Origin of the sequence: Marivivens marinus, from assembly GCF_035969385.1 — a bacterium.
GTDB lineage: Bacteria > Pseudomonadota > Alphaproteobacteria > Rhodobacterales > Rhodobacteraceae > SELP01.
In genome coordinates, this window is the sequence record NZ_JAYKKJ010000004.1 from 81,758 (window position 1) to 104,027 (window position 22,270).

19 protein-coding genes are annotated in these 22,270 nt (G+C 63.9%); 11 read left to right on the plus strand and 8 right to left on the minus strand.

Features of this window, described 5'->3' with window-relative positions:
• Positions 1-5 precede the first annotated feature (5 nt).
• The 3 genes from U3648_RS07375 to lptF are packed head-to-tail and all read right to left on the minus strand — an operon-like array spanning position 6 to position 4,338.
• Positions 6-2,114 (minus strand): LPS-assembly protein LptD, encoded by a 2,109-nt coding sequence (locus U3648_RS07375; RefSeq protein ID WP_420858604.1) that lies wholly within the window; start codon positions 2,112-2,114, stop codon positions 6-8.
• Positions 2,114-3,199, minus strand: coding sequence for an LPS export ABC transporter permease LptG (gene lptG, locus U3648_RS07380; RefSeq protein WP_420858605.1), 1,086 nt, complete (start codon positions 3,197-3,199; stop codon positions 2,114-2,116). Before lptG ends, U3648_RS07375 begins: the two co-directional genes overlap by 1 nt.
• A complete protein-coding gene (lptF, locus tag U3648_RS07385) occupies positions 3,196-4,338 on the minus strand; it encodes an LPS export ABC transporter permease LptF (protein WP_420858606.1) in 1,143 nt (380 codons plus the stop codon). The genes lptG and lptF overlap by 4 nt, the downstream gene beginning before the upstream one ends.
• A 147-nt stretch (positions 4,339-4,485) precedes the next feature.
• On the opposite strand from lptF, the gene U3648_RS07390 reads away from it, so the two are divergent.
• Complete coding sequence (locus tag U3648_RS07390; RefSeq protein ID WP_420858607.1) at positions 4,486-5,958, plus strand: leucyl aminopeptidase; 1,473 nt, start codon at positions 4,486-4,488, stop codon at positions 5,956-5,958.
• 4 nt (positions 5,959-5,962) lie between these two features.
• Entirely contained in the window at positions 5,963-6,430 is a 468-nt protein-coding gene (locus U3648_RS07395; protein WP_420858608.1) for a DNA polymerase III subunit chi, read from the plus strand.
• A gap of 62 nt (positions 6,431-6,492) precedes the next feature.
• Here U3648_RS07395 and U3648_RS07400 read toward each other — a convergent pair whose 3' ends face one another.
• The gene (locus U3648_RS07400) at positions 6,493-7,194 is read right to left on the minus strand and encodes a corrinoid protein (protein WP_420858610.1); all 702 of its coding nucleotides are present in this window, start codon (positions 7,192-7,194) and stop codon (positions 6,493-6,495) included.
• 184 nt (positions 7,195-7,378) lie between these two features.
• Here U3648_RS07400 and U3648_RS07405 point away from each other — a divergent pair, with 184 nt between their 5' ends.
• Entirely contained in the window at positions 7,379-8,470 is a 1,092-nt protein-coding gene (locus U3648_RS07405) for a PA0069 family radical SAM protein (protein ID WP_420858612.1), read from the plus strand.
• Positions 8,471-8,473: 3 nt separating this feature from the next.
• Here U3648_RS07405 and U3648_RS07410 read toward each other — a convergent pair whose 3' ends face one another.
• From U3648_RS07410 to U3648_RS07425, 4 genes are all read right to left on the minus strand, one after another.
• The gene (locus U3648_RS07410) at positions 8,474-8,929 is read right to left on the minus strand and encodes a hypothetical protein (RefSeq protein ID WP_420858613.1); all 456 of its coding nucleotides are present in this window, start codon (positions 8,927-8,929) and stop codon (positions 8,474-8,476) included.
• A complete protein-coding gene (bmt, locus tag U3648_RS07415; protein WP_420858614.1) occupies positions 8,916-9,932 on the minus strand; it encodes a betaine--homocysteine S-methyltransferase in 1,017 nt (338 codons plus the stop codon). The genes U3648_RS07410 and bmt overlap by 14 nt, the downstream gene beginning before the upstream one ends.
• Positions 9,904-11,883, minus strand: a complete 1,980-nt coding sequence (locus U3648_RS07420) for a phosphatidylglycerol lysyltransferase domain-containing protein (RefSeq protein WP_420858615.1) — start codon at positions 11,881-11,883, stop codon at positions 9,904-9,906. The genes bmt and U3648_RS07420 overlap by 29 nt, the downstream gene beginning before the upstream one ends.
• 144 nt (positions 11,884-12,027) lie before the next feature.
• Positions 12,028-12,342: a DUF1476 domain-containing protein gene (locus U3648_RS07425; RefSeq protein ID WP_420858617.1), complete on the minus strand. Its 315-nt coding sequence runs from the start codon at positions 12,340-12,342 to the stop codon at positions 12,028-12,030.
• Positions 12,343-12,490: 148 nt separating this feature from the next.
• Between U3648_RS07425 and purC the strand changes: the two genes are divergently transcribed.
• From purC to U3648_RS07465, 8 genes are all read left to right on the plus strand, one after another.
• Positions 12,491-13,252: a phosphoribosylaminoimidazolesuccinocarboxamide synthase gene (gene purC / locus U3648_RS07430; protein WP_129680519.1), complete on the plus strand. Its 762-nt coding sequence runs from the start codon at positions 12,491-12,493 to the stop codon at positions 13,250-13,252.
• A 35-nt stretch (positions 13,253-13,287) separates the two neighbouring features.
• A complete protein-coding gene (purS, locus tag U3648_RS07435; RefSeq protein WP_129680520.1) occupies positions 13,288-13,518 on the plus strand; it encodes a phosphoribosylformylglycinamidine synthase subunit PurS in 231 nt (76 codons plus the stop codon).
• 71 nt (positions 13,519-13,589) lie between these two features.
• The gene (locus U3648_RS07440; RefSeq protein WP_420858618.1) at positions 13,590-14,633 is read left to right on the plus strand and encodes a zinc-dependent alcohol dehydrogenase family protein; all 1,044 of its coding nucleotides are present in this window, start codon (positions 13,590-13,592) and stop codon (positions 14,631-14,633) included.
• A gap of 279 nt (positions 14,634-14,912) precedes the next feature.
• The gene (gene purQ, locus U3648_RS07445) at positions 14,913-15,581 is read left to right on the plus strand and encodes a phosphoribosylformylglycinamidine synthase subunit PurQ (protein ID WP_420858619.1); all 669 of its coding nucleotides are present in this window, start codon (positions 14,913-14,915) and stop codon (positions 15,579-15,581) included.
• Between the two features lie 46 nt (positions 15,582-15,627).
• Positions 15,628-17,385 (plus strand): sensor histidine kinase, encoded by a 1,758-nt coding sequence (locus U3648_RS07450; protein ID WP_420858620.1) that lies wholly within the window; start codon positions 15,628-15,630, stop codon positions 17,383-17,385.
• A 21-nt stretch (positions 17,386-17,406) separates the two neighbouring features.
• The gene (locus U3648_RS07455; RefSeq protein ID WP_420858621.1) at positions 17,407-18,741 is read left to right on the plus strand and encodes a sigma-54-dependent transcriptional regulator; all 1,335 of its coding nucleotides are present in this window, start codon (positions 17,407-17,409) and stop codon (positions 18,739-18,741) included.
• A gap of 2 nt (positions 18,742-18,743) precedes the next feature.
• Positions 18,744-19,067, plus strand: coding sequence for a hypothetical protein (locus U3648_RS07460; protein WP_420858622.1), 324 nt, complete (start codon positions 18,744-18,746; stop codon positions 19,065-19,067).
• A 432-nt stretch (positions 19,068-19,499) separates the two neighbouring features.
• Positions 19,500-22,238 carry an Rne/Rng family ribonuclease gene (locus U3648_RS07465; protein WP_420858624.1) on the plus strand — a complete coding sequence of 913 codons (2,739 nt, stop codon included), beginning with the start codon at positions 19,500-19,502 and terminating at the stop codon, positions 22,236-22,238.
• The last annotated feature ends 32 nt before the right edge of the window (positions 22,239-22,270 follow it).

Sequence of the window (22,270 nt, forward strand, 5' to 3'; positions counted from 1 at the left end):
GTCGTTCAGTTCATACAGGTCCGGGCCGGGGTCGCCCCCATAGCCTGAGCCGAGAAACCAGCCAACCCGATGGTCAGGCCGAAGTCCGTGGACGGTTGCACCGTAGTCGAAGAAGTAAAGCGGCGCGAGGCCGAAAGCTCAACCGTGACACATTCGTTGCGCCAATTCACGCGCAGGCCCGCCTCGGCCGGTTCGTCGGCGGCCACGTCGTAGCGGCTCGACACCCCCAGTTCCCAGTTGGGGTTGATCCGGTAGGCGCCTTCGATTTCCCATTCGGATACGGCCGTTGGGCGGTTTTCTTCGGTATCGGCATCAAGCCATGTATAGGCCGCGCCAAGATCGAAACGCTCTGCCTGCCAGTCCACCCGGACTTCGGATTTCGTGGGGCGGAAATCAGCATCGAACAGCGCCCGGCCGTCGACGGACAACCCGTTTGGCAGGTCAAGTTGACCTGCCACCAACAAGTCCGAAAACCCGCTGTCGAGCCCGGACGACAGGGTGTAATCGTCTGCCGGGGCCTCTTGCCAGACCTTGCCAAAGGTCAGGCGGGCCGACCAGCCAGTCGGGGACAGGCGGCTCCAACTGCCACCTGCGGCGATCCGCACACCGGTTTCAGACCGGTCTTCGCCGCTGAACCGGGATAGGGCGATCAGGTTCGCTTCGTCGAATTCGCTTCGGGTGCCGTCTTCGTTGACGGGTGTGCCCCCCATCGTGTCGGACCAACTGGCTGCGATGACAGGTTCGATGATCTGTGTGGCCCCGGACATTTCGGTCCGGGCAAGCGGGAAGGACAGGGCCGCCATGGCCCAGGGGGTTGCCCGTCCAACAAAAGCATCGGCCAAGGGGTCGTCCCATGTGGCATAGGCATCCAGTTCAAGCCCCGTGCCATAGCGGAAGACCAGGCCGGATGCGGTGGCCCGGCTTCCTGTCCAATCCGCACCCAGCCCAAGGCGAGCCACATCCCGTTCCACGCCGCTGTTGTCGGTGCGGATATGGGTTTCAAAATCCCACTGCAGCGTCGCGCGTCCGCCCGCTGCGGGGTAGATCGCCCGTTCATAATGCAGATCGCTTAGAACCTGCGGGGTGCTTTCCGATGTCGTCAGCGGGATCAGCCCCTGATAGGTCACGGCCTTTCCAAGGAACAGGTCGTTTTGGCGGATCCGGGTGATCGTCGCGCCGCTTTCCAGCCGGTCCGCGCTGGAATAGCCGTAGTCCAGAAGATAGCCGTCGTCCGACACGTTCTGAACGGTGAAATCCAGCTGGTAGTCATTCCCAAGGTCGAACGATCCTTCGCCAAAGAAATAATACCGGGTAGCACCGGGGCGTAGCTGGTCATCGCTGACCGCCGCGTCAAACTGGATCGAACCGGAGGCAAAGGCCTGCCGGTAGCGCAGTTCGACTGTCCGGGTTTCCGGGGACAGGTAGGGCGTGATCGTCAGGTCCCGGTGATCCCCAAGGGTGATGAAATAGGGCAGTTTCAGGCCAAACCCCAACAGGTCCGATGACCGGATCTGGGGGATCAAAAGCCCCGTCGCCCGGTCCAATGTGGGGTCGGGCAAACGCATGCGTGGCAGCCAGAAGATCGGCACGCCTCGCACCCGGAATTGCGCATCTTCGAAGTAAAGCTGCTGTTCGTCCTGATCGTGGATGACCCGGCGGGCGCGGATTTCCCACAACGGGTCTTCTGTGCCGCAAACCGCGCAGGACGAGGCGGAGGCGCGGGTCATTTGGGTGTAACGCCCATCGACCCGGTCGATGCGGTTGGCCGCGATCTGTAGCTGTCGTTCAAGGATCAGCCGTGCGCCCAGAAGCAGGCCGTTTTCCAGCCGCGGGTCAATCTCGGCCCGGTCCGCAAGAAAGACCTGCCCATCTGCTGTTTCAATGATGATCGGCCCGACGATCTGCAAGGTGTCGGTCGCCGGGTCATAGATCACCTGCGTTGCGGAAAGCCGGGTTCCGTCAAAAAAGACCTCGACATTGCCGGACGCGGTCAGCCTGTCGGTTGCGTCCACCGCCACGGTATCCGCGATCATTGTCGCCGGCGGCGCAGATTGGGCCTGCGCAGCACCAAGGGGCAGGATCAGGAACAGAAAGGCCATCAGAAAGGCACGCATCATCCGTCCTCCAGATGAAGCAACAGGCCAAGTGACAATCCGATGCCGACGAAGGGTGGCGCCCATGCGGCAAGCGCCACGGGCAACTGTCCGTTTTCGCCCAGAACGGCGGTGAAGTTGCGCAGGAAATACAGCCCAAAGGACAACAGGATCGCGAATAGGACCATCAACCCGGTCCGGCCGCCCCGCTGGTGACGCATGGTGAACCCCGCGCCTATCAGCACCATGGCCATAAGAAACAGCGGCTGGGCCAGTTCGGAATGAAACCACATCAGGTGCCGCCGTGCGGCGAATCCGGCGGTCTCCAGACGGTCGATGAACCCGGGCAGGTCCCAGATGGCGATTGACGACGGCGTTCCGAAACTGTCGCGGATCTGGTCCGGGGTCAGGGTCGACGGGATGCTGAACCGCGCATGGGTTTCGGCGGCGGCTTCGGGGTTTGGAGTATCCCCAAGCGGCCAAAGCTTGACGTCCTCCAGTTCCCACGCCCCGTCGACAAGGGTCGCGCGGGCGGCTTCTATCCGGCGAACGGGGCCGTCTTCGAAAGTGATGAAGGTCACGCCGCGCAGTTGGGTGCCATCCACGTTCGTTGCCACCGCGCGGATGACCGATTGGCGTTCAGCGCTGCCTTGCCGCAACCAGAAGCCATCCGATGAAATCCGCAGCACGCTGGCCACACCACGCAGGTCGTCGGCCCGCCGGTCGTATTCTTTGCTTGTGGCGGCGACGATCGGGTTGAACACTGCGACCCCCAACACCCCGATCAGCATGGCGACAGCCAAGGGGGCCAGAAGGGCCCGCAATGCCGACCGTCCCGCGGCGCGGGTCACAACCAGTTCTGACGTTCGCGCAAGTCCAAGAAACAGCGCGATGGTGGTCAGGATCATCATAAGGGGCAGCATCCGGTAAAGACCCTGTGGCGCCGACAAAAGGGTCAGGCTCAGCACCTCCTGAAACGTGGCATCGGACGAAAAGCTGCGCAATTGGTCGATCAGGTCCAGAAGGGTCAGCATGACGATGAAAATGCCAAGTACCCCGCCAAAGGTCAGGGCGAAACGGTAGGCAAAATACCGATGCAGGATCATGCGGGCTCCTCCTCTGCCGGGGCAAAGGGGCGATAGCGCCGGAACAGGTAGGGACGCCCGGACCAGAAAAGCTGGAACCATGTGACCAACAGGCCAAACGCCAAGGTTCCATAGCTTAGGGGCCATAGTGCAGGGGTCGCGCGGATGGTCGACACAAAGGCGGTTTCCACCATCTTGACCACGATCATCAAAAGGACGGCGGTCAGGATCTGCCGCCAGACCCCGAACCGGCTGAACCCGCCAAGCACAAGCGTCGAATACCCGATCAGAACGGCGACCACCGGCAGCAAAGCCTCTGCAATCCGCTGATGGCCGGTCGCAACCAGCGTTGCGCGGTCCTGCCCGGTTTCTGCGAGGATGTCCGCGCCGGGCGACAGAAGCGACCATGTCGGCAGTTCACGTGGGGCCCGTGCGATGGTCGCCGACGTGTCGATGAAACTGCTGATATCGTAGGCAAAATCGTCGAACCGGGTGACGATCAACCGCTGGCTTGGGTGGCGCAGGGTCTGGGCGGTGCCTTCGATCATGACCAATTGCGGTCCGGATTCCGTATTCACCACAAACGCGCGACTGGCCATGTAGACGACGCTCTCGTCGGGGCTGCGGGTGTCCGAAAGGAAGACATCCAGCAGTTCGTCCTGCGGGGTGATGTCGCGGATGTAGAAGGTCACCCCATCCGTGGGGTTCAGGAATTCGCCCGCGCTGAGCAGGCGGGCAATCAGGTTTTCGCTCACTTCCCGATACCGTTCGGAATAGACCTTGTTCGATAGGGGCACGAGGTAATGCGCAAGCACCGACAACAGAACCGCCACGATCAGACCGAACACGACATAGGGACGGGCCAGCCGAAATGCCGAAAATCCGGTCGCCTGAACCACGGTCAGCTCCGATTCCGCGCTCATCCGGTTGGTCACATAGATGGCGGCCACCGCCGCGGCGATCGGCAGAACAAGACGGATGATGCCGGGCAGCGACAATGCGGTAAATTCAAGGAAGACCCAGGTCGATTGCCCGTCGCCGATCAGCCGGTCGAACAGGATCACCGCGCGGTTGATCCAATAGACCAGAATCAGCACGAGCGAGAAGAACCCGAACAGGACCATCAACTGCGACAGCAGATATCTGTCGAATCGCGACACCCCTGTTGATCCCCCCGAAGACATACTAAATCTGGTGGGACATTAGACGATCCCGACAGGGGATTGAACTGCCAATCACAGGCTGGCAGGCTGCCGCCGATCCGCCATAACGGCCCGCCGGGCCGCCATTTCCAAAGGAACCGCACCATGACCAGACCGACCCCGATCCAGTTCGAAGAGGCCCGGACGGATGACCTTGCCCAATTGGCCGGGCGCGTGGCCATTTTCGCCAGCGAGGACGGCAAGATCGGGCCGGACGGGCGCAAGCTGAACAGCCTGACCCGCAAGGCGGTAGAGCGGATGATCGACTCTGACCGGTTCGAACGGATGAAACCGGGCGAGGTTGTCGAAATCGCAGTTCCGGGCGGCATGCAGGCCGAGGCCGTGCTGATCGTGAAATTGCCGCGCCGGGCAAGCGTGGAGGACGGGCGCAAGGCCGGTGCCGCCCTTGCCGCCGCGCGGGGCAAAGGGGCGCTGCATGTGTTGTGCGCCGGGGTCCGCGCGCCCGAGGAAGTGGCGCTGGGACTGGTGCTGAAATCCTATACGTTCACAAAATGGAAATCCGCCCCCGATGCCGGGCCGGACGGGTCCGTGACCTTCCGGGTCAAGGACGTGGAAGAGGCGCAGGCGGCCTTTGCGCCGCTGTCCGCCATTGCCGAAGGGGTCTATTTCACCCGCGATCTGGTCAACGAACCGGCCAACGTCCTGACGACAACCGAATTCGCCAAGCAATTGAAAGGGTTGGAAGCCCTTGGCTTGACGGTCGAAGTGCTGGAGGAAGACCAGTTGGAAAAGATGGGGATGGGGTCGCTTCTTTGCGTGGGGCAGGGGTCGGCCAGCCCGTCCAAGGTTGTCGTCATGCAATGGAAGGGCGGCAAGAAGGACGATGCGCCCTTTGCCTTTGTAGGCAAGGGAGTCGTGTTCGACACGGGCGGGATCAGCCTGAAACCGGCCGCCGGAATGGAAGACATGACCATGGATATGGGCGGCGCGGGCGTCGTCGCGGGCGTGATGAAAACGCTGGCCCTGCGCAAGGCCAAGGCCAATGTGGTGGGGCTTGTCGGGCTGGTGGAAAACATGCCGTCGGGCACGGCGACCCGGCCCGGCGACGTGGTGACCTCGATGAAGGGCGATACGATCGAGGTGATCAACACCGATGCCGAAGGGCGTCTGGTGCTGGCGGATGTGCTTTGGTACGCGCAGGAACGGTTCAAGCCGCGCGGCATGATCAACCTTGCCACCCTGACCGGGGCGATGATCATCGCGCTGGGCCATGAAAACGCGGGCGTGTTTTCCAACAGCGACGATCTGGCCGGGGATCTGATCAAGGCCGCCGGGGCCGAGGGTGAAGGCGCGTGGCGTCTGCCGATGGGGCCTGCCTATGACAAGCTGATCGACAGCAATATTGCCGACATCAAGAACACGGGCGGACGGCCCGCCGGGTCGATCACCGCGGCCCAGTTCCTGCGCCGCTTCGTCAAGGATGAAACCCCGTGGTGCCATATCGACATCGCCGGGGTTGCCTCTCTCAAATCCGCATCGACCCTTGCGCCCAAGGGCGCGACGGGCTGGGGCGTGATGACGCTGAACCGGTTGATCGCCGACACCTGCGAAGGCTAGGGGTATGGGGGCCGCGTTCTTTTACCACCTGACCGAAAGCCCGCTCGAGGCGGCGCTGCCGCTTTTGCTGGGCAAGGCGCGGGAACGGGGCTGGCGGATCGAATTGCGCGGCACCGACAGGGCGCGGCTTGACCGGCTGGACCAGATCCTGTGGGAACGGCCCGAGGACGGGTTCCTGCCACATGGGATGGCGGGTGGGCCGCATGACGCCGACCAGCCGATCCTGTTCACGCTGGGACAGGGGGCGGCGAACAGCCCCGCTTGTGTCATGGCCGTTGATGGGGCCGAGGTTTCGGCGGAAGAAGCGCAGGCGCTGGAGCGGCTTTGCGTGATCTTTGACGGGGCCAACCCGGACGCCGTGGCCCACGCCCGCACCCAATGGAAGGCCCTCACCGACGCGGGCTGCGCCGCGCAATATTGGGCGCAGGACGGCGGGCGCTGGGTCAAGAAGGCCGAAAAGGGCGACAGCTGACCCCGGAAACGAAAAAGGCGCGCCAGACCGGCGCGCCTTTCGAAATCGAGTTTCCGCGAGGATTAGGCGGTTGCGCCCTGGTTGTGCTTGCGGGCGACCAGCGTTTTCGCGGTTTCCACGGCCACGGCGGCGTCACGGCAATAGGCGTCGGCACCGATGGCCTTGCCGAATTCTTCGTTCAGCGGCGCGCCGCCAACCAGCACGATGTAGTCATCGCGCACGCCCTTTTCGATCATCGTGTCGATCACGACCTTCATGTAGGGCATAGTGGTGGTCAGCAGGGCGGACATGCCAAGGATATCCGGACCTTCGGTTTCCAATGCTTCAAGGTAGTTTTCGACCGGGTTGTTGATGCCCAGATCGACCACTTCAAAGCCTGCGCCTTCCATCATCATCGAGACGAGGTTCTTGCCGATGTCGTGGATGTCGCCCTTGACGGTGCCGATGACCATCTTGCCGACGCGCGGGGCACCAGTTTCGGCCAGAAGCGGCTTCAGGATGGCCATGCCGCCCTTCATCGCGTTGGCGGCCAGCAGCACTTCGGGAACGAAAAGGATACCGTCGCGGAAGTCCTGACCCACGATGGTCATGCCGCCAACCAGCGCCTCGGTCAGAACTCGGTAGGGGGCCCAGCCGCGTTCCAGCAGGATATTCACGCCTTCTTCGATCTCTTCCTTGAGACCGTCATAAAGGTCGTCGAACATCTGCTGCACAAGCTCTTCGTCGTTCAGCTCGGAGAGGATGATTTCATCTTCGTCGGACATGGGTCGTGATTCCTGAAAAGTTGTAGGGCCGGGGCCGATTGAACCGGGTTTGCGCCCGTTTGCGCCATTGGTCTGAACCGATTGCGACACTGCCTGCCCCTGAACCGACGAAGGATCAAATGAAAAATTCGGGCTTTGAACGTGAGGTCTGTTCATGTGTTCCCTTTATGTTCTATCATGCGGCATGGCCGGGAAAGACGTTGAACATCTGCTGGGGGCGCGGGCGCGGGGCCGCGCGGCGGGGTCGAACCCGCAGGTCCGCTTTGATCCCCTGGCGCGGGTCTGGGCAGATGACGGCTGGGACCGGGCCGAGGATGATCTGCCGGTCTTGCGGACTGAAGTGTCGGACGAACGGATCAGCCGGGTGATTACCCGCAACACTTCGCCGGACTTGAATTTCGATCGGTCCATCAACCCATACCGGGGCTGTGAACACGGCTGCATCTACTGCTTTGCCCGGCCCAGTCACGCTTATCTTGGACTGTCACCGGGGCTGGATTTCGAAACCCGGCTGGTGGCGCGTCCGGGGGCGGCCGCCCAATTGGAAAAGGAACTTCGGGCCAGGTCCTACCGGGTGGCGACCATTGCCATCGGCACCAACACGGACGCCTATCAGCCGATTGAAAAAGAACGGGAAATCATGCGCGACTGCCTTAAGGTTTTGCGCGATTTCCGCCATCCCGTGGGCATCGTGACCAAGGGCAGCCTGATCGAGCGCGACGCGGATATCCTGTCCGACATGGCGGCAGAGGGGTTGGTGCGGGTGGGGATTTCCGTCACCACGCTGGAACCGGCCATATCGCGGAAAATGGAACCGCGCGTGCCCGGCCCGGCAAGGCGATTGCAGACCATCCGGCGCCTGACCGATGCGGGCATCCCGGTGCGGGTCATGGTGTCCCCCATCGTCCCGGCCCTGACCGATCACGAGATGGAGGCGATCCTCGAGGCGGCCCGCGATGCGGGCGCCATTGCGGCCTCGTCGATCGTGTTGCGCCTTCCGCGCGAGGTGGCCAGCCTGTTCCGCGACTGGGTCGAGGCCGAGTTTCCCGACCGCGCGGCCCGGATCATGGGCCGCGTGCGGGAGTTGCACGGTGGGCGCGACTATGATCCGGAATGGGGCACCCGGATGCGCGGGCAGGGGCATTGGGCCGCGTTGATGAAATCCCGGTTCGATGTCGCGGTGCGGCGGTTGGGGCTGAAAACGACCTTGCCGCCCCTGCGGACCGGTCTGTTTCGCGCACCACCGCGCCCCGGCGATCAGCTTTCGCTTTTTTGAGGCTCAGGACATAAACAATTCGGCGGGGGTGCAATCGGCCACGGCCAGGTCTGCCGGGTCTGCAGAGCTGAAATAGCGGGCCAGGTCATTGCCCGACCAGAACCGCACCAGGGTGCCGTTGTTAAATCTTCCGGTGCCGGTCGCCGTGCCGGTGTCCGGGTCAAGCCAGGTATAGACCGCCTGCCCTTGCCGCCCGTCGTCGCAGGTGAATTGTGCGACGCCGATTCCCATCACCGTGCGCCGCCAGTCGCCTGTGCAGAACGTCCCGCTGTCGCTTTTGGCATAGATAGGGCCCGAGTCACGTCCGAAACTGGTCCCGACGATCAATTCCCGAGTGTCGGGAACACAGGCGGCAAAGCTGCTACAGCCCTGGCCTGTGCAGGCCGGAACTTCTGCTACACCCGCTGTCCCGAGGAGACCCGAAAACGCGGCCTCGAACAGGGCCCTAATCGCGGCCACGTCTGCGCCCCGTGACCCGCTTGGCCGTCGCGTCGTCGCCGGTCCCGTCCGAGGCAGAGGAGAAGCCGCCAAGCGCAGCCGCGATCGCCTCGAGCGTCGGGCGGTCGCCGCGCGGACGGGTTTCCAGCGCCTCGCGCATGGCGCGCAGGTGGTCGGCGGTGGTGCCGCAGCAGCCGCCGATGATTGTCGCGCCCGCATCGCGGGCAAGAACGGCGTATTCGGCCATCAGTTCGGGCGTGCCGTCATAATGGATATGCCCGTCGTGATATTTCGGGATGCCGGCGTTGCCCTTGGAAATCAGCGGCAGTTCCGGCCCGGCGGCAGCAAAGCCCATGACCGTGCGCAGCAGGTCCGCCGCGCCGACGCCGCAGTTGGCACCAAACGCGAGCGGCTGGTGGTCCAGTTTGCCGACCATTTTGACCATATCGGCCGAGGTGACGCCCATCATGGTCCGCCCGGCGGTGTCAAAGCTCATCGTGCCGCACCACGGCATATCGGCGCGCTTGAAGGCCTCGGCGGCGGCGGCGAATTCCTCGGATGCGGAAATGGTTTCAACCCACAGCACGTCGGCGCCGCCCTCTTTCAGGGCTTCGGCTTGTTCGTGGAACATTTCGACGGCGATGTCGTGGGTCAGGCTGCCCATGGGCGCCATGATTTCGCCGGTGGGGCCGACCGATCCGGCCACGACGACCGGGCGGCCCGCCTTGTCGGCCACCTCGCGCCCGATCTCGGCGGCGATGCGGTTCAATTCGCCAACCCGGCCCTCGGCCCCGTGCAGTTTCAAACGGCTTGCATTGCCACCAAAGCTGTTGGTCAGGAACAGGTCCGATCCGGCATCGACCGCCCCCTGATACAGCGCGGTAATCCGGTCGGGATGGTCGATATTCCACATCTCCGGCGCGTCGCCAGAGCTGAGCCCCATGTTGAACAGCGTGGTGCCGGTGGCCCCGTCGGCCATCAGCCAGTCGCGGGTTTCAAGAAGGCGGGAAAGGGCGTTCGACATGGGGGTGTCCTGCGCGTTGCCGGGCGGTGGCCCGAAGGTCATGGTTTTCAGCCAGCACATCGCACGAAGCGCGGTCGGGATCAAACTGAAAACCGGGGGCAGGACCGGGGCACGTCGAGGGAAGAGGGCCGGGGCGGTGGATCGCCCGGGCCACAGCGATCCCGGCCCGAAGCAGGTCGACGCGGGTCGGGGCGGCAATGTAGCGGGGCGCCCATTCGGGGCCGAAACTTTGCTTGAACTGGCGCAGGCCCGCACTGCGACGGTTGGCGATCTGGCCCGCCAAGCCGGGAAACATGGGCACGGCGGCCAACGATACAACTGGCACCCCTTCGGCCCGGGCGGTCTCTAGCCCGGCGACGATCAGCGCGTGCATGGTGCCGTCGGGCAAGTCGGTGCGGTGCCGCATCAGGTCGAGCGTCCAGTCGGATCGGCCCCGGTGAAAGCTGACAAAGCCCAGAAGCTGTCCGTTGTGGCTGGCCAGAAACACGGCCTGTCCGGCCAGAAGTGCGGGATCGAATTGCCCCATCGACCAGCCCCGTTCACGGCCCTGCGCATGGGTCCAGTCCCGATGAACAGCGGCCATCTGGGCGAGGGGGAGAGGGCTGGCCGCCCGCAAAACCCGGATATCGGCCTTTTCCGCGTGGCGCAGCTTGCGCCGCAATTGCCGATGGGCTGGGCTGCCAAGGTCAAAACCCGGCAGGTTCACCTGCGCCTCATCTGCGCAGCGTAGGACGGCCCAGCCAAGTTTGCGGGCACGGGCGGCCTCTGCCCGGCTGCATTTGTAGAGGATCGGGGATTGTCCGTCGGCGGCCGCCAATCGGGCGAAACCTGCAAAGTCCGGCTGCCCCCAGCCCGGTCCGATCGCGGTCCTGTAGTCGGCAATATCTCGAAACAACCAGCCCGACTGGCCATCGGGCATCATGGCGATGGTCCCGCCCTGACGGACCAAGCCCCATTCCGACGGCGCGCCGGTCTGGGCGGAAAGCCTCTCTGCCTCCGGCCCCATCGTGACAAGCCGGGACGGGGCCGGCTCCCGGGGCTGTGGGATCAGCGCCAATAGCCCTAGAACCGCAGGCACAAGGTAATAGACAACCCGGAACGCCAGAACCGCCCCCAAAAGGGTTTCGGCCGGGACGTGCGGCAACAGGGCCAGGAGGGTGAGTTCAAACGCCCCCACCCCGCCCGGGGCGTTGGACAACAACCCGGCCCCCAGGGCGAGGAGATAGGCCGCGAAGATGACCGGAATCGGCGGCAGCAAGTCCGCAGGCAACAGGCAGGCCAGGGCCAGCGCGGCGCAGCCGGTGTCCACAGCGGTCCAGAACAGCAACCGCCCGGCATCCGCCCCCCGGAACCGGGACAGCCAGCCAAGGGACAGGACCTGCCGAAGCGCCAGAAGGATGCAAACCCCGGACAGGGCAATCCCCGCGCCGATCCGGAGGGCCGGGTGCAGCGCCAAGGGCGCCCCGGCGATCAGGACGGCCACGACCGTAACCATCGCCCAGGACGCAAGGAAGGACAGGGCGACCATGGCCGACAGCCGGGTCGCCTGCCAAAGGGACAGTTGCGGCAATCGCCGCCAGCGGACCAGCGCGCCGGTCAGCACACCGAATCCCAGAAACTGCGACACCGCGATGGCCTGCATCCCGGTCCATCGCGCCGCGCGGCCACCCACCCTTGTGCCCATGACCCGGTGCAGCACCGCGTCATAATGGCCAAGCGCTGCGAAACTTCCTGCCGTAGCGATGGCTGCGCCGATCCACCCGGATAGGGGCACAGCGCTGACAGCCTGCCTGATTTCCACGGGATCAAGCCCATCGACCTTCCGCCAAAGAAGCCAGCCAAACAGCACCAGCGCCAATGGTGGAAGACCCTTGGACAGGGCGGCCCGTAATGGTGGCATCAGCGGGGCTGTGGCGGATATGGCGCGGGCAGTGCGGCGGCGTGTCGGCATCTTTGGCTCCGGTCAGGGCCGGACAGCCCGGCATCGCCCAACCGGTCTAGACGGCGGTGGGTGAAGGGGGCGTTAAACGTTGGATTTTACATAAAGAAATGGCGCCCGAAACCGGACGCCATCCTTGTCTCTTGGGGCTGTGGCCTAGTGCTCTTCCATCAGCTGCGCTTTGGCGATCGGCAGCAGCTCGGCCAGCTTGGCGCGGATCTCGTCGGGGCTGGACAGATCGCCAAGATCGCCCGCGACCTTGCGGACCACGTCTTCGTGCCCGGCTTCCTCGAAATCGGAAACCACGACTTCCTTGGCATAGGCGGCGGCATCATCGCCGGTCTTGCCCAGTTTTTCGGCGGCCCAAAGGCCCAAGAGCTTGTTGCAGCGGGCTTCGGCCTTGAACTGCATCTCGGCGTCATGGGCGAATTTGTTCTCGAAGGCGTTCTCGCGATCGTCAAAGGTGGTCATTGGCCTTGGTCCTTGCGCTTGCGTCTGTGTCAGGACTGATATGCCCGCGGATGCGCTTGCCCGCAAGAGGGGCTTGGCTTATGAGGCCGCATACCGCGCCTGAACGCGACTCTGCCCGAGGGTCCGATTGCGCGGACAAGAGGTGACCATGGCCCGGCGCAAGAAGATTTACGAAGGCAAAGCCAAAATCCTTTACGAAGGCCCGGAACCGGGCACGATCGTGCAATATTTCAAGGATGACGCAACTGCCTTCAACGCCGAGAAAAAGGCTGTGATCGAAGGCAAGGGCGTGCTGAACAACCGCCTGTCCGAGTTCTTCATGACCGGGCTGCAGTCCATCGGGGTGCCGACCCACTTCATCAAGCGGCTGAACATGCGCGAACAGCTGGTCCGGCAGGTCGAGATCATCCCGCTGGAAGTGATCGTGCGCAATTTTGCCGCAGGCTCGATGGCCAAGCGGCTGGGCATGGAAGAAGGCACGCCGCTGCCGCGCCCGATTGTCGAGTTCTCCTATAAGAACGACGCCCTGGGCGATCCGCTGGTTCCCGAGGAATATATCATCGCCTTTGGTTGGGCCGCTCAGCAGGATCTGGACGATATCGTCGCGATCGCCCTGCGGGTGAATGATTTCATGTCGGGCGTGATGCATGGGGTCGGGATCAAGCTGATCGACTTCAAGATCGAGATTGGCCGGATCTGGGACAATGATTTCATGCGCCTCGTGGTGGCCGATGAAATCAGCCCCGACAGTTGCCGCCTGTGGGACATCGAGACCGGCCAGAAGCTGGACAAGGACGTGTTCCGCCGTGATCTTGGCAACCTTGCCGACGCCTATACCGAAGTGGCCCGCCGCCTTGGGGTTCTGCCGTCCAATGTGACGCATACCCACAAGCCGACGCTGGTCAACTGACCGCACCAACACACGACCCGAGGGGGAACTGACCGATGAAAGCCCGTGTTCATGTCATGCTGAAGAACGGTGTCCTTGACCCGCAGGGCGAGGCCGTGCGCCACGCGCTTGGCTCGCTCGGGTTCGACGGGGTCGGCGGGGTCCGTCAGGGCAAGATCATCGAATTGGATCTTGCCGATGGCACGACCGAGGACACCGTGAAAGAGATGTGCGAAAAGCTGCTCGCCAACACGGTGATCGAAAGCTACCAGATCGAAATGGCCTGAGGCCTGTCGCCGGGGCTTGCCCCGGCGCCCGCCGCCCGCCACTCTGCCGCTGACCAAAGCGGAGAGGTATGATGCGCGCGGCCCTGTTGACCACCTACAATTCCCCGCTCGAGATTACGTCTGTCGCGGACCCGGGCTGTGCGCCGGATGGCGTGGTGCTGCGGGTCATGGCCTGCGGCGTGTGCCGGTCCGACTGGCACGCCTGGACCGGGGCGGACCCGGAGGTGGTGCTGCCGCATATTCCCGGGCACGAATTTTGCGGTGAAGTGGTCGAGGTCGGCCCGCTGGTGACCCGCTGGCGGGTCGGGGACCGGGTGATCGCGCCCTTCATTCTTGCCTGCGGCAATTGCCCGGCCTGCGCGGCGGGGCAACAGACGACCTGCCCGACCCAGGTGGTGCCCGGCTTCACGCAAAACGGCGCCTTTGCCGAGATGATTTCGGTCCCGCATGCCGACCACAACCTGACCGCCCTGCCGGATGGGATGGACCCTGCGCTTGCCGCCGCGCTGGGCTGCCGGGCCACGACCGCGTGGCACGCATTGACCGGGCGGGCGGCGCTGGCGGGGGGCGAATGGCTGGCCGTGTTCGGGGGCGGCGGGGTCGGGACCTGTGCGCTGATCCTCGGCCGGGCGCTGGGCGCGCGGGTCGTCGTTGTCGACGTGGTTGAGGAAAAATTGCATTTTGCCAAAGGGTTGGGGGCCGATGCTGTGGTGAACGCAGCACGGGTCGACGCGGTCGAGGCGGTGCGGGACATCACCGGCGGCGGCGCCCATGTGGCGATCGAGGCGCTGGGCATTCCGGCGACCACGATCCCGGCCCTGAAATCCCTGCGCAAACTGGGGCGGATGGTGCAGGTGGGGATGCCCGCCGGCGATCATACGACCATGCCGATCCCGATGGACGCGGTCTATTCCGGGCAATTGGCGATCTTCGGCACACGCGGAATGCCCGCGCATCGTTACCCGTCGCTCCTGTCGTTGATCGAGGCCGGACAGGCGGACCTGTCGCCGCTGGTGACGCGGCGGATCGGCCTGTCTGGGGTGAACGCGGAACTGGAAGCCTTCAACCACCCCGCACCGCCCGGCGTGGCCGTAATCACCGACTTCCAGTCGTGACCCAGGCGTGGTGGGTTAAAACCCACCTTACCCGGGGGCGCTTCGCCCCCCATCAAATCATTCATGGCCCCCCAGAGGATATTTCTAACCCAAGAAGAAGGGACGCTGAGTCCAGCCCCTTCTTTGGGTCAATAAATATCCCGGGGTGAATGGCCCAAAGGGCCAGAGGGGCAGCGCCCCTTAAACGTAAGGTGGGTTTTAACCCACCGCCCCTTTGCCTTTGCAGCAAAAGCGGCTAAACGCTCGCCCAACGACTCGTGCTTCCCGAAAGGACCCGCCATGAAAGCCGCCGTCCTCGTTTTCCCCGGATCGAACTGCGACCGCGACATGAAGGTCGCGCTGGAACAGGCGGGGGCCGATGTGACCATGGTCTGGCACAAGGATGCCGAGCTTCCCAAGGGGCTGGACCTTGTGGCGGTGCCGGGCGGGTTTTCCTTTGGCGACTACCTGCGCTGCGGGGCCATCGCGGCCCAATCGCCGGTCTGCAAGGGGCTGGTCGAACATGCGAAGCGGGGCGGATATGTTCTGGGTGTCTGCAACGGGTTCCAGGTTCTGACCGAAACCGGGCTTCTGCCCGGCGCGCTGATGCGCAATGCAGGGCTGAAGTTCATCAGCCGCGTGGTGCCCCTGCGGGTGACCACCTCTGTCTCGGCCTTCACGGAAGGCTATAATGCGGGCGACGTGATCAATATCCCGGTGGCCCACCACGACGGCAATTACTACGCCGACGCCGACACTCTTGCCCGTCTTCGGGGCGAAGACCGGATTGCCTTCACCTATGAAACCCCGATCAACGGGGCGGTCGCCGATATTGCCGGGATCCTGTCGGACAACCGGCGGGTTCTGGGGATGATGCCGCACCCGGAACGCGCGGTGGACGAAGGCCACGGCGGCACCGATGGGCAGGCGCTTTTCCGCGGATTGATCGGTCAGCTTGCCAACGCCTGACGCGGCCGTCTTGTGACGGGCGGGGCAGGGCCCTAGGATCGTCCCCATGGCACGCGCATCGCAGGCACGTTTGGACCGCACTCGCCGGACCGTCTGGGTTCTTCGGCTGGCGATGATCGCCTTTGTCGCGATCGCGGTCGCGGTGATCTATGTCACCAACCAGCTACTGACTGAACGGTTCACCGAAACCACGCGCAACCGGGCCGAGGTCCGGATGACCCTCTACGCGGGCAACCTGCTGAGCGAGTTGCAGCGCAATTCCATCGTGCCGCAGCTTCTGGCGCGCGACCCGGAACTGATCGGTGCCCTTCGGTCGGCGGAGTATTCCCGGTCCACCCAGCGGCTTTTGTCCTTTGTCGATGAAATCGGGGCGGCGTCCCTTATGCTTCTGGACCGGGACGGGCGCACGGTGGCCGCGACCGACCGCAACCGGCTGGGTGAAAACCACCGGACAGATGCCTACTACGTCAACGCGTTGCGGACCAATACGACTGTCTTTACCGTCAGCCCTCGGGACAACGGCGGCTATTCCTTCGTCTATTCACGCAGGGTCGATGATGCGGGCACCGGCCTTGGGGTCATCACGGTCGAGGTCGATCTGGCCAAACTGGAACGTAGTTGGGCCAATATCTCGGATGCGGTGCTGGTGACCGACAGCGCGGGCCTCATTATCCTGTCCACCGAACCCCGCTGGCGGGGGCTTGAGGAAACCGCCGCTCTGGAGCGCCAGTCGGCCCCGTCGGCCATTGAACGGGCGGTTCGGGCAACGCAGGACTGGGCCGCGGTTCCGATCGACGCCTACCTGCTGGGCGAGGCCGTCTTGCGCCGCGAGGCGCGGATCCCGTTTCAGGGGTGGAAGATGGTCACCTACACCACCTATGCCAGCGTCCGCGAGCGGGTGAACGGTATTCTTGCCCTCGAAATCATGGGGTTCGCGATTCTGCTGGCATTGGTCTTCTGGGTTTCATCGCGCAAGGCAGCGTCGCGCCTGATCTTTTTCCAGCGCGAGTCGGCGGAGCTTCGCCAGTTGAACATCCGTCTCCAGCGGGAAATCGCCGAACGTGAAAAGGTCGAAAAGACCCTTGAGGTGGCCGAACAGACGCTGGCGCAAAGTTCGAAACTGGCCGTGCTGGGCGAGATGTCGGCGGCGGTCAGTCACGAGCTGAACCAGCCGCTTGCGGCGATGAAGACCTACCTTGCCGGGGCCCGTCTTCTGCTTCAGCGCAAGCGTCCGGACGAGGCGCTGTCGTCCTTCCAGCGGATCGACGATCTGATCGACCGGATGGGGGCGATTACCCGGCAGTTGAAATCCTATGCCCGCAAGGGCGCGGATGCCTTTGAACCTGTGGATACACGCGATGCGCTGTCATCCGCACTGGCGATGATGGAACCGCAGCTGAAGGTGCGGAAGGTCGAAATCACCCGCACCCTACCGACCGAACCGTCGATGATCCTCGGCGACCGGCTGCGGCTGGAACAGGTGATCGTGAACCTGTTGCGCAATGCGCTGGACGCGACCAAGGCGGCCGAAGAGCCCCGCATCGACATCCTGCTTGCAGTGGGGGAAACCGTGCGGCTTACGATCCGGGACAACGGGCCGGGTATCGACGACCTCGATGCCCTGTTCGAACCGTTTTACACCACCAAGCAGCCGGGCGAAGGGGTCGGGCTGGGGCTTGCCATTTCCTCTGGCATCGTCAACGACCTTGGGGGGCGGCTGACCGCGCGAAACGCGACCGCAGGGGGGGCTGTATTCGAATTGCAGCTTCCTATCTTGAAGGCAGGGGCCGAAGCGGCCGAGTAGAACGAAGAAAGGGACCTGGCCATGAGCAAGGCCATGAAGATCGCCATCGTCGACGACGAACGGGATATGCGCCAGTCCATCAGCCAGTGGCTGGCCCTCTCGGGGTTCGATACCGAAACCTATGCCAGCGCCGAAGACGCGCTGAAGGGGTTGGGGCCGGATTATCCGGGGATCGTGGTCAGCGACATCAAGATGCCGGGCATGGATGGGATGCAGTTCCTGAAAAAGCTCAAGGGCGTCGACAGTGCCCTTCCCGTGATCATGATCACGGGCCATGGCGATGTGCCCATGGCGGTGGAAGCAATGCGCATCGGTGCCTTCGATTTCCTTGAAAAGCCTTTCAACCCCGACCGGATGACCGAACTGGCCAAGAAGGCCAGCAATGCCCGCCGACTGACACTGGACAACCGTGCCCTGCGCAAGGAACTGTCGGACGGATCGGCCCTGATGAAGAAACTGATCGGCACCAGCCCGGTGATGGAGCGTCTGAAGGAAGATATCCTCGATCTTGGGCAGGCGGACGGCCATGTGCTGATCGAAGGGGAAACCGGCACGGGCAAGACCCTCGTGGCCCATGCGCTGCACGCGGTTGGTGCGCGCGCGTCGAAGAAATTCGTCCTGATCTCCTGTTCCGCCTATGACGAGGACAGCCTTGGCCGCCGCCTGTTTGGCCCCGCGAACGAAGATGAACCGATCCCCGCCGTGGAAGAGGCGCGCGGTGGCACCCTGGTTCTGGAGGATATCGAGGCGCTGTCGACCAGCCTTCAGGCCCGGCTTTTGACGGCGATCAACGATCAGGGCACCCCGGCCGAAACCCGGATCGTTGCCATTTGTAACCTTCAGGACGAAGGCAAGACCTGCGAAAGCGTGTTGCGCCCGGATCTGTTCTACAGGCTGGCCGCGCTGCGGATCACCGTGCCGCCGCTGCGCCAGCGGGGCGAGGATATCCTGACCCTGTTCACCAAGCTGGGCGAACAGTTTTCTGAAGAATACGGCTGTGACGCGCCACAGGTCAGCGCACAGGAAGCGGCGCAGCTGCTGCAGGCTCCCTGGCCCGGAAACGTGCGCCAGCTGATCAACGTGGCGGAACGCGCGGTGCTGCAGAACCGGCGCGGGACGGGGTCCATCACCTCGCTCCTCATGGCGGATGCGGACGACAGCCAGAAACCGGCGATCACGACCGAAGGCAAGCCGCTTAAGGAATTCGTCGAAGCCTTTGAACGGATGTTGATCGACAATACCATGCGGCGGCACAAGGGGTCGATTGTGGCGGTGATGGATGAACTGTGCCTGCCGCGCCGGACCCTGAACGAAAAGATGGCCAAGTACGGCCTGCAACGGTCCGACTACCTTTAGGCGTGTTTGGCGGGCTGTTTCAGCGGGGCAAGGCCGGGCAATTGGCCGACGCGACCCATCTGAGGGCGCTGTTCGATGCGCTGTCGGCGCTGGCCGTTGACCCGCGCAACTGGCGGGCCGAAGCGACGCGCGGGGCAGATCGTCTGTTCGTCGTGCGGTTCGACGGGGGCGGTCCCGAGATTGACGCCGACATCTGTGCTGTCCTGTCCCGTCATCTGAACGCAGTGCGCGAGGCGCAGCGCAGCCCTAGCGGGCAGGCGTTTTCGCGGGTCATCCTGCGGGCCACATCGGGCGATTTGTCGTTCGATCGTCACGATTGGGCCTGAGCCGCCCAAAGATTGCCCATTGTCAATTGCCGGGTTCCTCCCCTATGTAGAGGATACGGACGTTCGCGCGACGCTGCGCGATGCCGCCCGGATATTTTACCCGTCTTCGGGTGTTCGCGGGCAATGACCCGGCGGAACCCCGACGATGGAACGGATTTGGCTCATTTGGGCCAGAAGAACGCCCTGGATCGCGCGAGGATTGATCGGACGCGCCCGGGCCAGTGAATGGGTCCCGCCACCAATTCGGCCGGGATCGGAGAAGAAACGCGATGCACCGCGCAGGTGATACAGGCAGGATGCAGGCGGCCCTTGGTGGCCCGTCCCCTGTTGTGTTGTCTAACTGCGCGACCCCGCTCGCCCTAATCAGACATGCCGCAAGATCTTCCGCGCCCCCCGGGGCGCGCGCTGGTTTGCGCCATGCAATTGGACAACATGGCAAAGAAAATGCTGATCGATGCCACGCACGCGGAAGAAACCCGCGTTGTCGTGGTGGATGGAAACAAGGTCGAAGAATTTGATTTCGAAAGCCAGTCGCGCAGGCAGCTGGCCGGCAACATCTACCTTGCAAAGGTAACACGGGTCGAACCGTCGCTTCAGGCGGCGTTCGTGGACTACGGTGGCAACCGCCACGGGTTCCTTGCCTTCGCGGAAATTCATCCCGACTACTACCAGATCCCTGTGGCCGACCGCGAGGCGCTTCTGGCCGAGGAACGCGCCTATGCCGAAAGCCTGAAGGCCGAGGAAGAGAGCGAAGAGGAAAAGAAGGCCAAGAAGGTCAGCCGGTCCCGTCGCGGGCGCGGCCGGTCCAAGGCCAAAGCCGCCGATGCGACCAATGGCGACGCAATCGCCACCGCCGAGGTCGAGCTGCCCGAGGAAGCGCCGGAAGAGGTGATCTCTGGCGATATCAAGGGGATGGAAGTCCTTGATCTGGGCGAGGATGAGGCCGAAGCCGGTGAGATGGTCGTCGAAGAGGGCAGCAGCCCGATGGAGACCGTCGCCGAGACCCCAGTCGAAACCCCCGCCGCAGGCGAGGAGGAGGACGAGGACACCGACGATGACGCCGTGGTTCAGTCTGTCGACAAGGACGACACCATCGAAAGTGTCGCCGAAGAAGATGACAGCGAAGAGGTGCGCCCGGTCCGCAAACCGCGCCCCCGCAAGTACAAGATCCAGGAAGTGATCAAGGTCCGGCAGATCATGCTGGTTCAGGTCGTCAAGGAAGAGCGCGGCAACAAGGGTGCTGCCCTGACCACCTATCTGTCGCTGGCTGGCCGTTACTGCGTGCTAATGCCGAACACCGCCCGTGGCGGCGGCATCTCCCGCAAGATCACCAATGCCGCCGACCGCAAGAAGCTCAAGGAAATCGCGGCCGAGATCGACGTGCCGGAAGGCGCGGGCCTGATCGTCCGCACCGCGGGCGCCCAGCGGACCAAGGCCGAGATCAAGCGCGACTATGAATACCTTCAGCGGATGTGGGAACAGATCCGCGAACTGACCCTCAAATCCATCGCCCCTGCGAAGATTTACGAAGAGGGCGACCTGATCAAACGCACGATCCGCGATCTTTATTCGAAAGAGATCGACGAGGTGATCGTCGCGGGCGAGGCCGGCTATCGCTCGGCCAAGGACTTCATGAAGATGATCATGCCGTCCCACGCCAAGAACGTGAAATTCTACAGCGAACAGCTGCCGCTTTTCGCGCGCTATCAGGTCGAAGGCTACCTTGGCGGGATGTTCAACCCGACGGTTCAATTGCCGTCCGGCGGCTACATCGTGATCGGTATCACCGAGGCGCTGGTTGCCATCGACGTGAACTCTGGCAAGGCGACCAAGGAAGGGTCGATCGAACAGACCGCACTCAAGACCAACCTTGAAGCGGCCGAGGAAGTGGCCCGCCAGCTGCGTCTGCGCGATCTGGCCGGGCTGATCGTCATCGACTTCATCGACATGGACGAGCGCAAGAATAACGCCGCCGTCGAGAAGCGCCTGAAAGACAAGCTCAAGACCGACCGCGCCCGCATCCAGTTGGGCCGCATTTCGGGCTTTGGCCTATTGGAAATGTCGCGCCAGCGTCTGCGCCCCGGCATGCTCGAGGCGACGACCCAGCCGTGCCCGCATTGCCATGGCACTGGTCTCTTGCGGTCAGACGACAACGTGGCCCTTGGTATTCTGCGTCAGCTGGAAGAAGAAGGCGTGCGTGGCCGGTCGCGCGAGGTTCTGGTCAAGGCCCCGGTGGGCATCGCCAACTTCCTGATGAACCAGAAGCGCGAACACATCGCCGAGATCGAGGCCCGCTATGGTATGGCTGTCCGGATCGAGGCGGACCCGCTGATGGTGTCGCCCGACTACGCGCTTGAGAAGTTCAAGACCGCGACCCGCATCGTGCCCGAGGCCGCGCCGGTCGTGACCGGGGCCGCCGCCCTGATGGAAGAGGCGGAAGATGCGCTGGCTGCCGAGGAGGCCGATGACGAGGCGCAGGATGCGCCCGAGGCATCGGAGGCCGCGGATGACGACAAGCCCAAGAAAAAGCGCCGTCGGCGTCGCCGCCGTCGGGGCGGGGCCAAGGATGGTGCCGAAGGGCAGGACGCGCAGTCCGAGGCTGATGAGACTAGTGCGGACGACGGCGCGGGCGATGCGCCGGACGATGCCGCAGCCCCCGCCGAGGCCGAAGAGAAGCCGAAGAAGCGCACCCGCAGCCGCAAGAAGAAGGTCGAGGATACCCCGGCTGAGGCCGAGGCGACCGAGACCCCGTCAGAGGCGGCGGAAGCCCCGGCCGAGGCCGAGGAGAAGCCGAAAAAGCGGACCCGGACCCGCAAGAAGAAGGTCGAGGAGGCCCCGGCAGAGGCTGAGGCCCCCGAGACCACGGAGGAAGCGGCGGACACCCCAGCCGAGGCCGAGGAAAAGCCGAAGAAACGGGCGACCCGGTCTCGCAAGAAGAAGGTTGAGGAAGCTCCTGCCGAGGCAGAGGCCCCGGAAGCCCCGGCAGAAGCAGAGGCTGCCCCGGCCGAGCCCGAACCGCAGCCGGAAGCGACCCCGGCCGCCAAGGAATCGCCGGCTTCCGAAGAGCCACAGCCAGAACCGGCCATGGCGGAGGCCGAAGCAGTGACCGCCGAGGCCCCGGCCAAGGACGACAAGCCCAAGCGCCGTGGTTGGTGGTCGATGGGCCGCTAGGCTGACCGATGAAACCGGAAACGCCGCCCTGA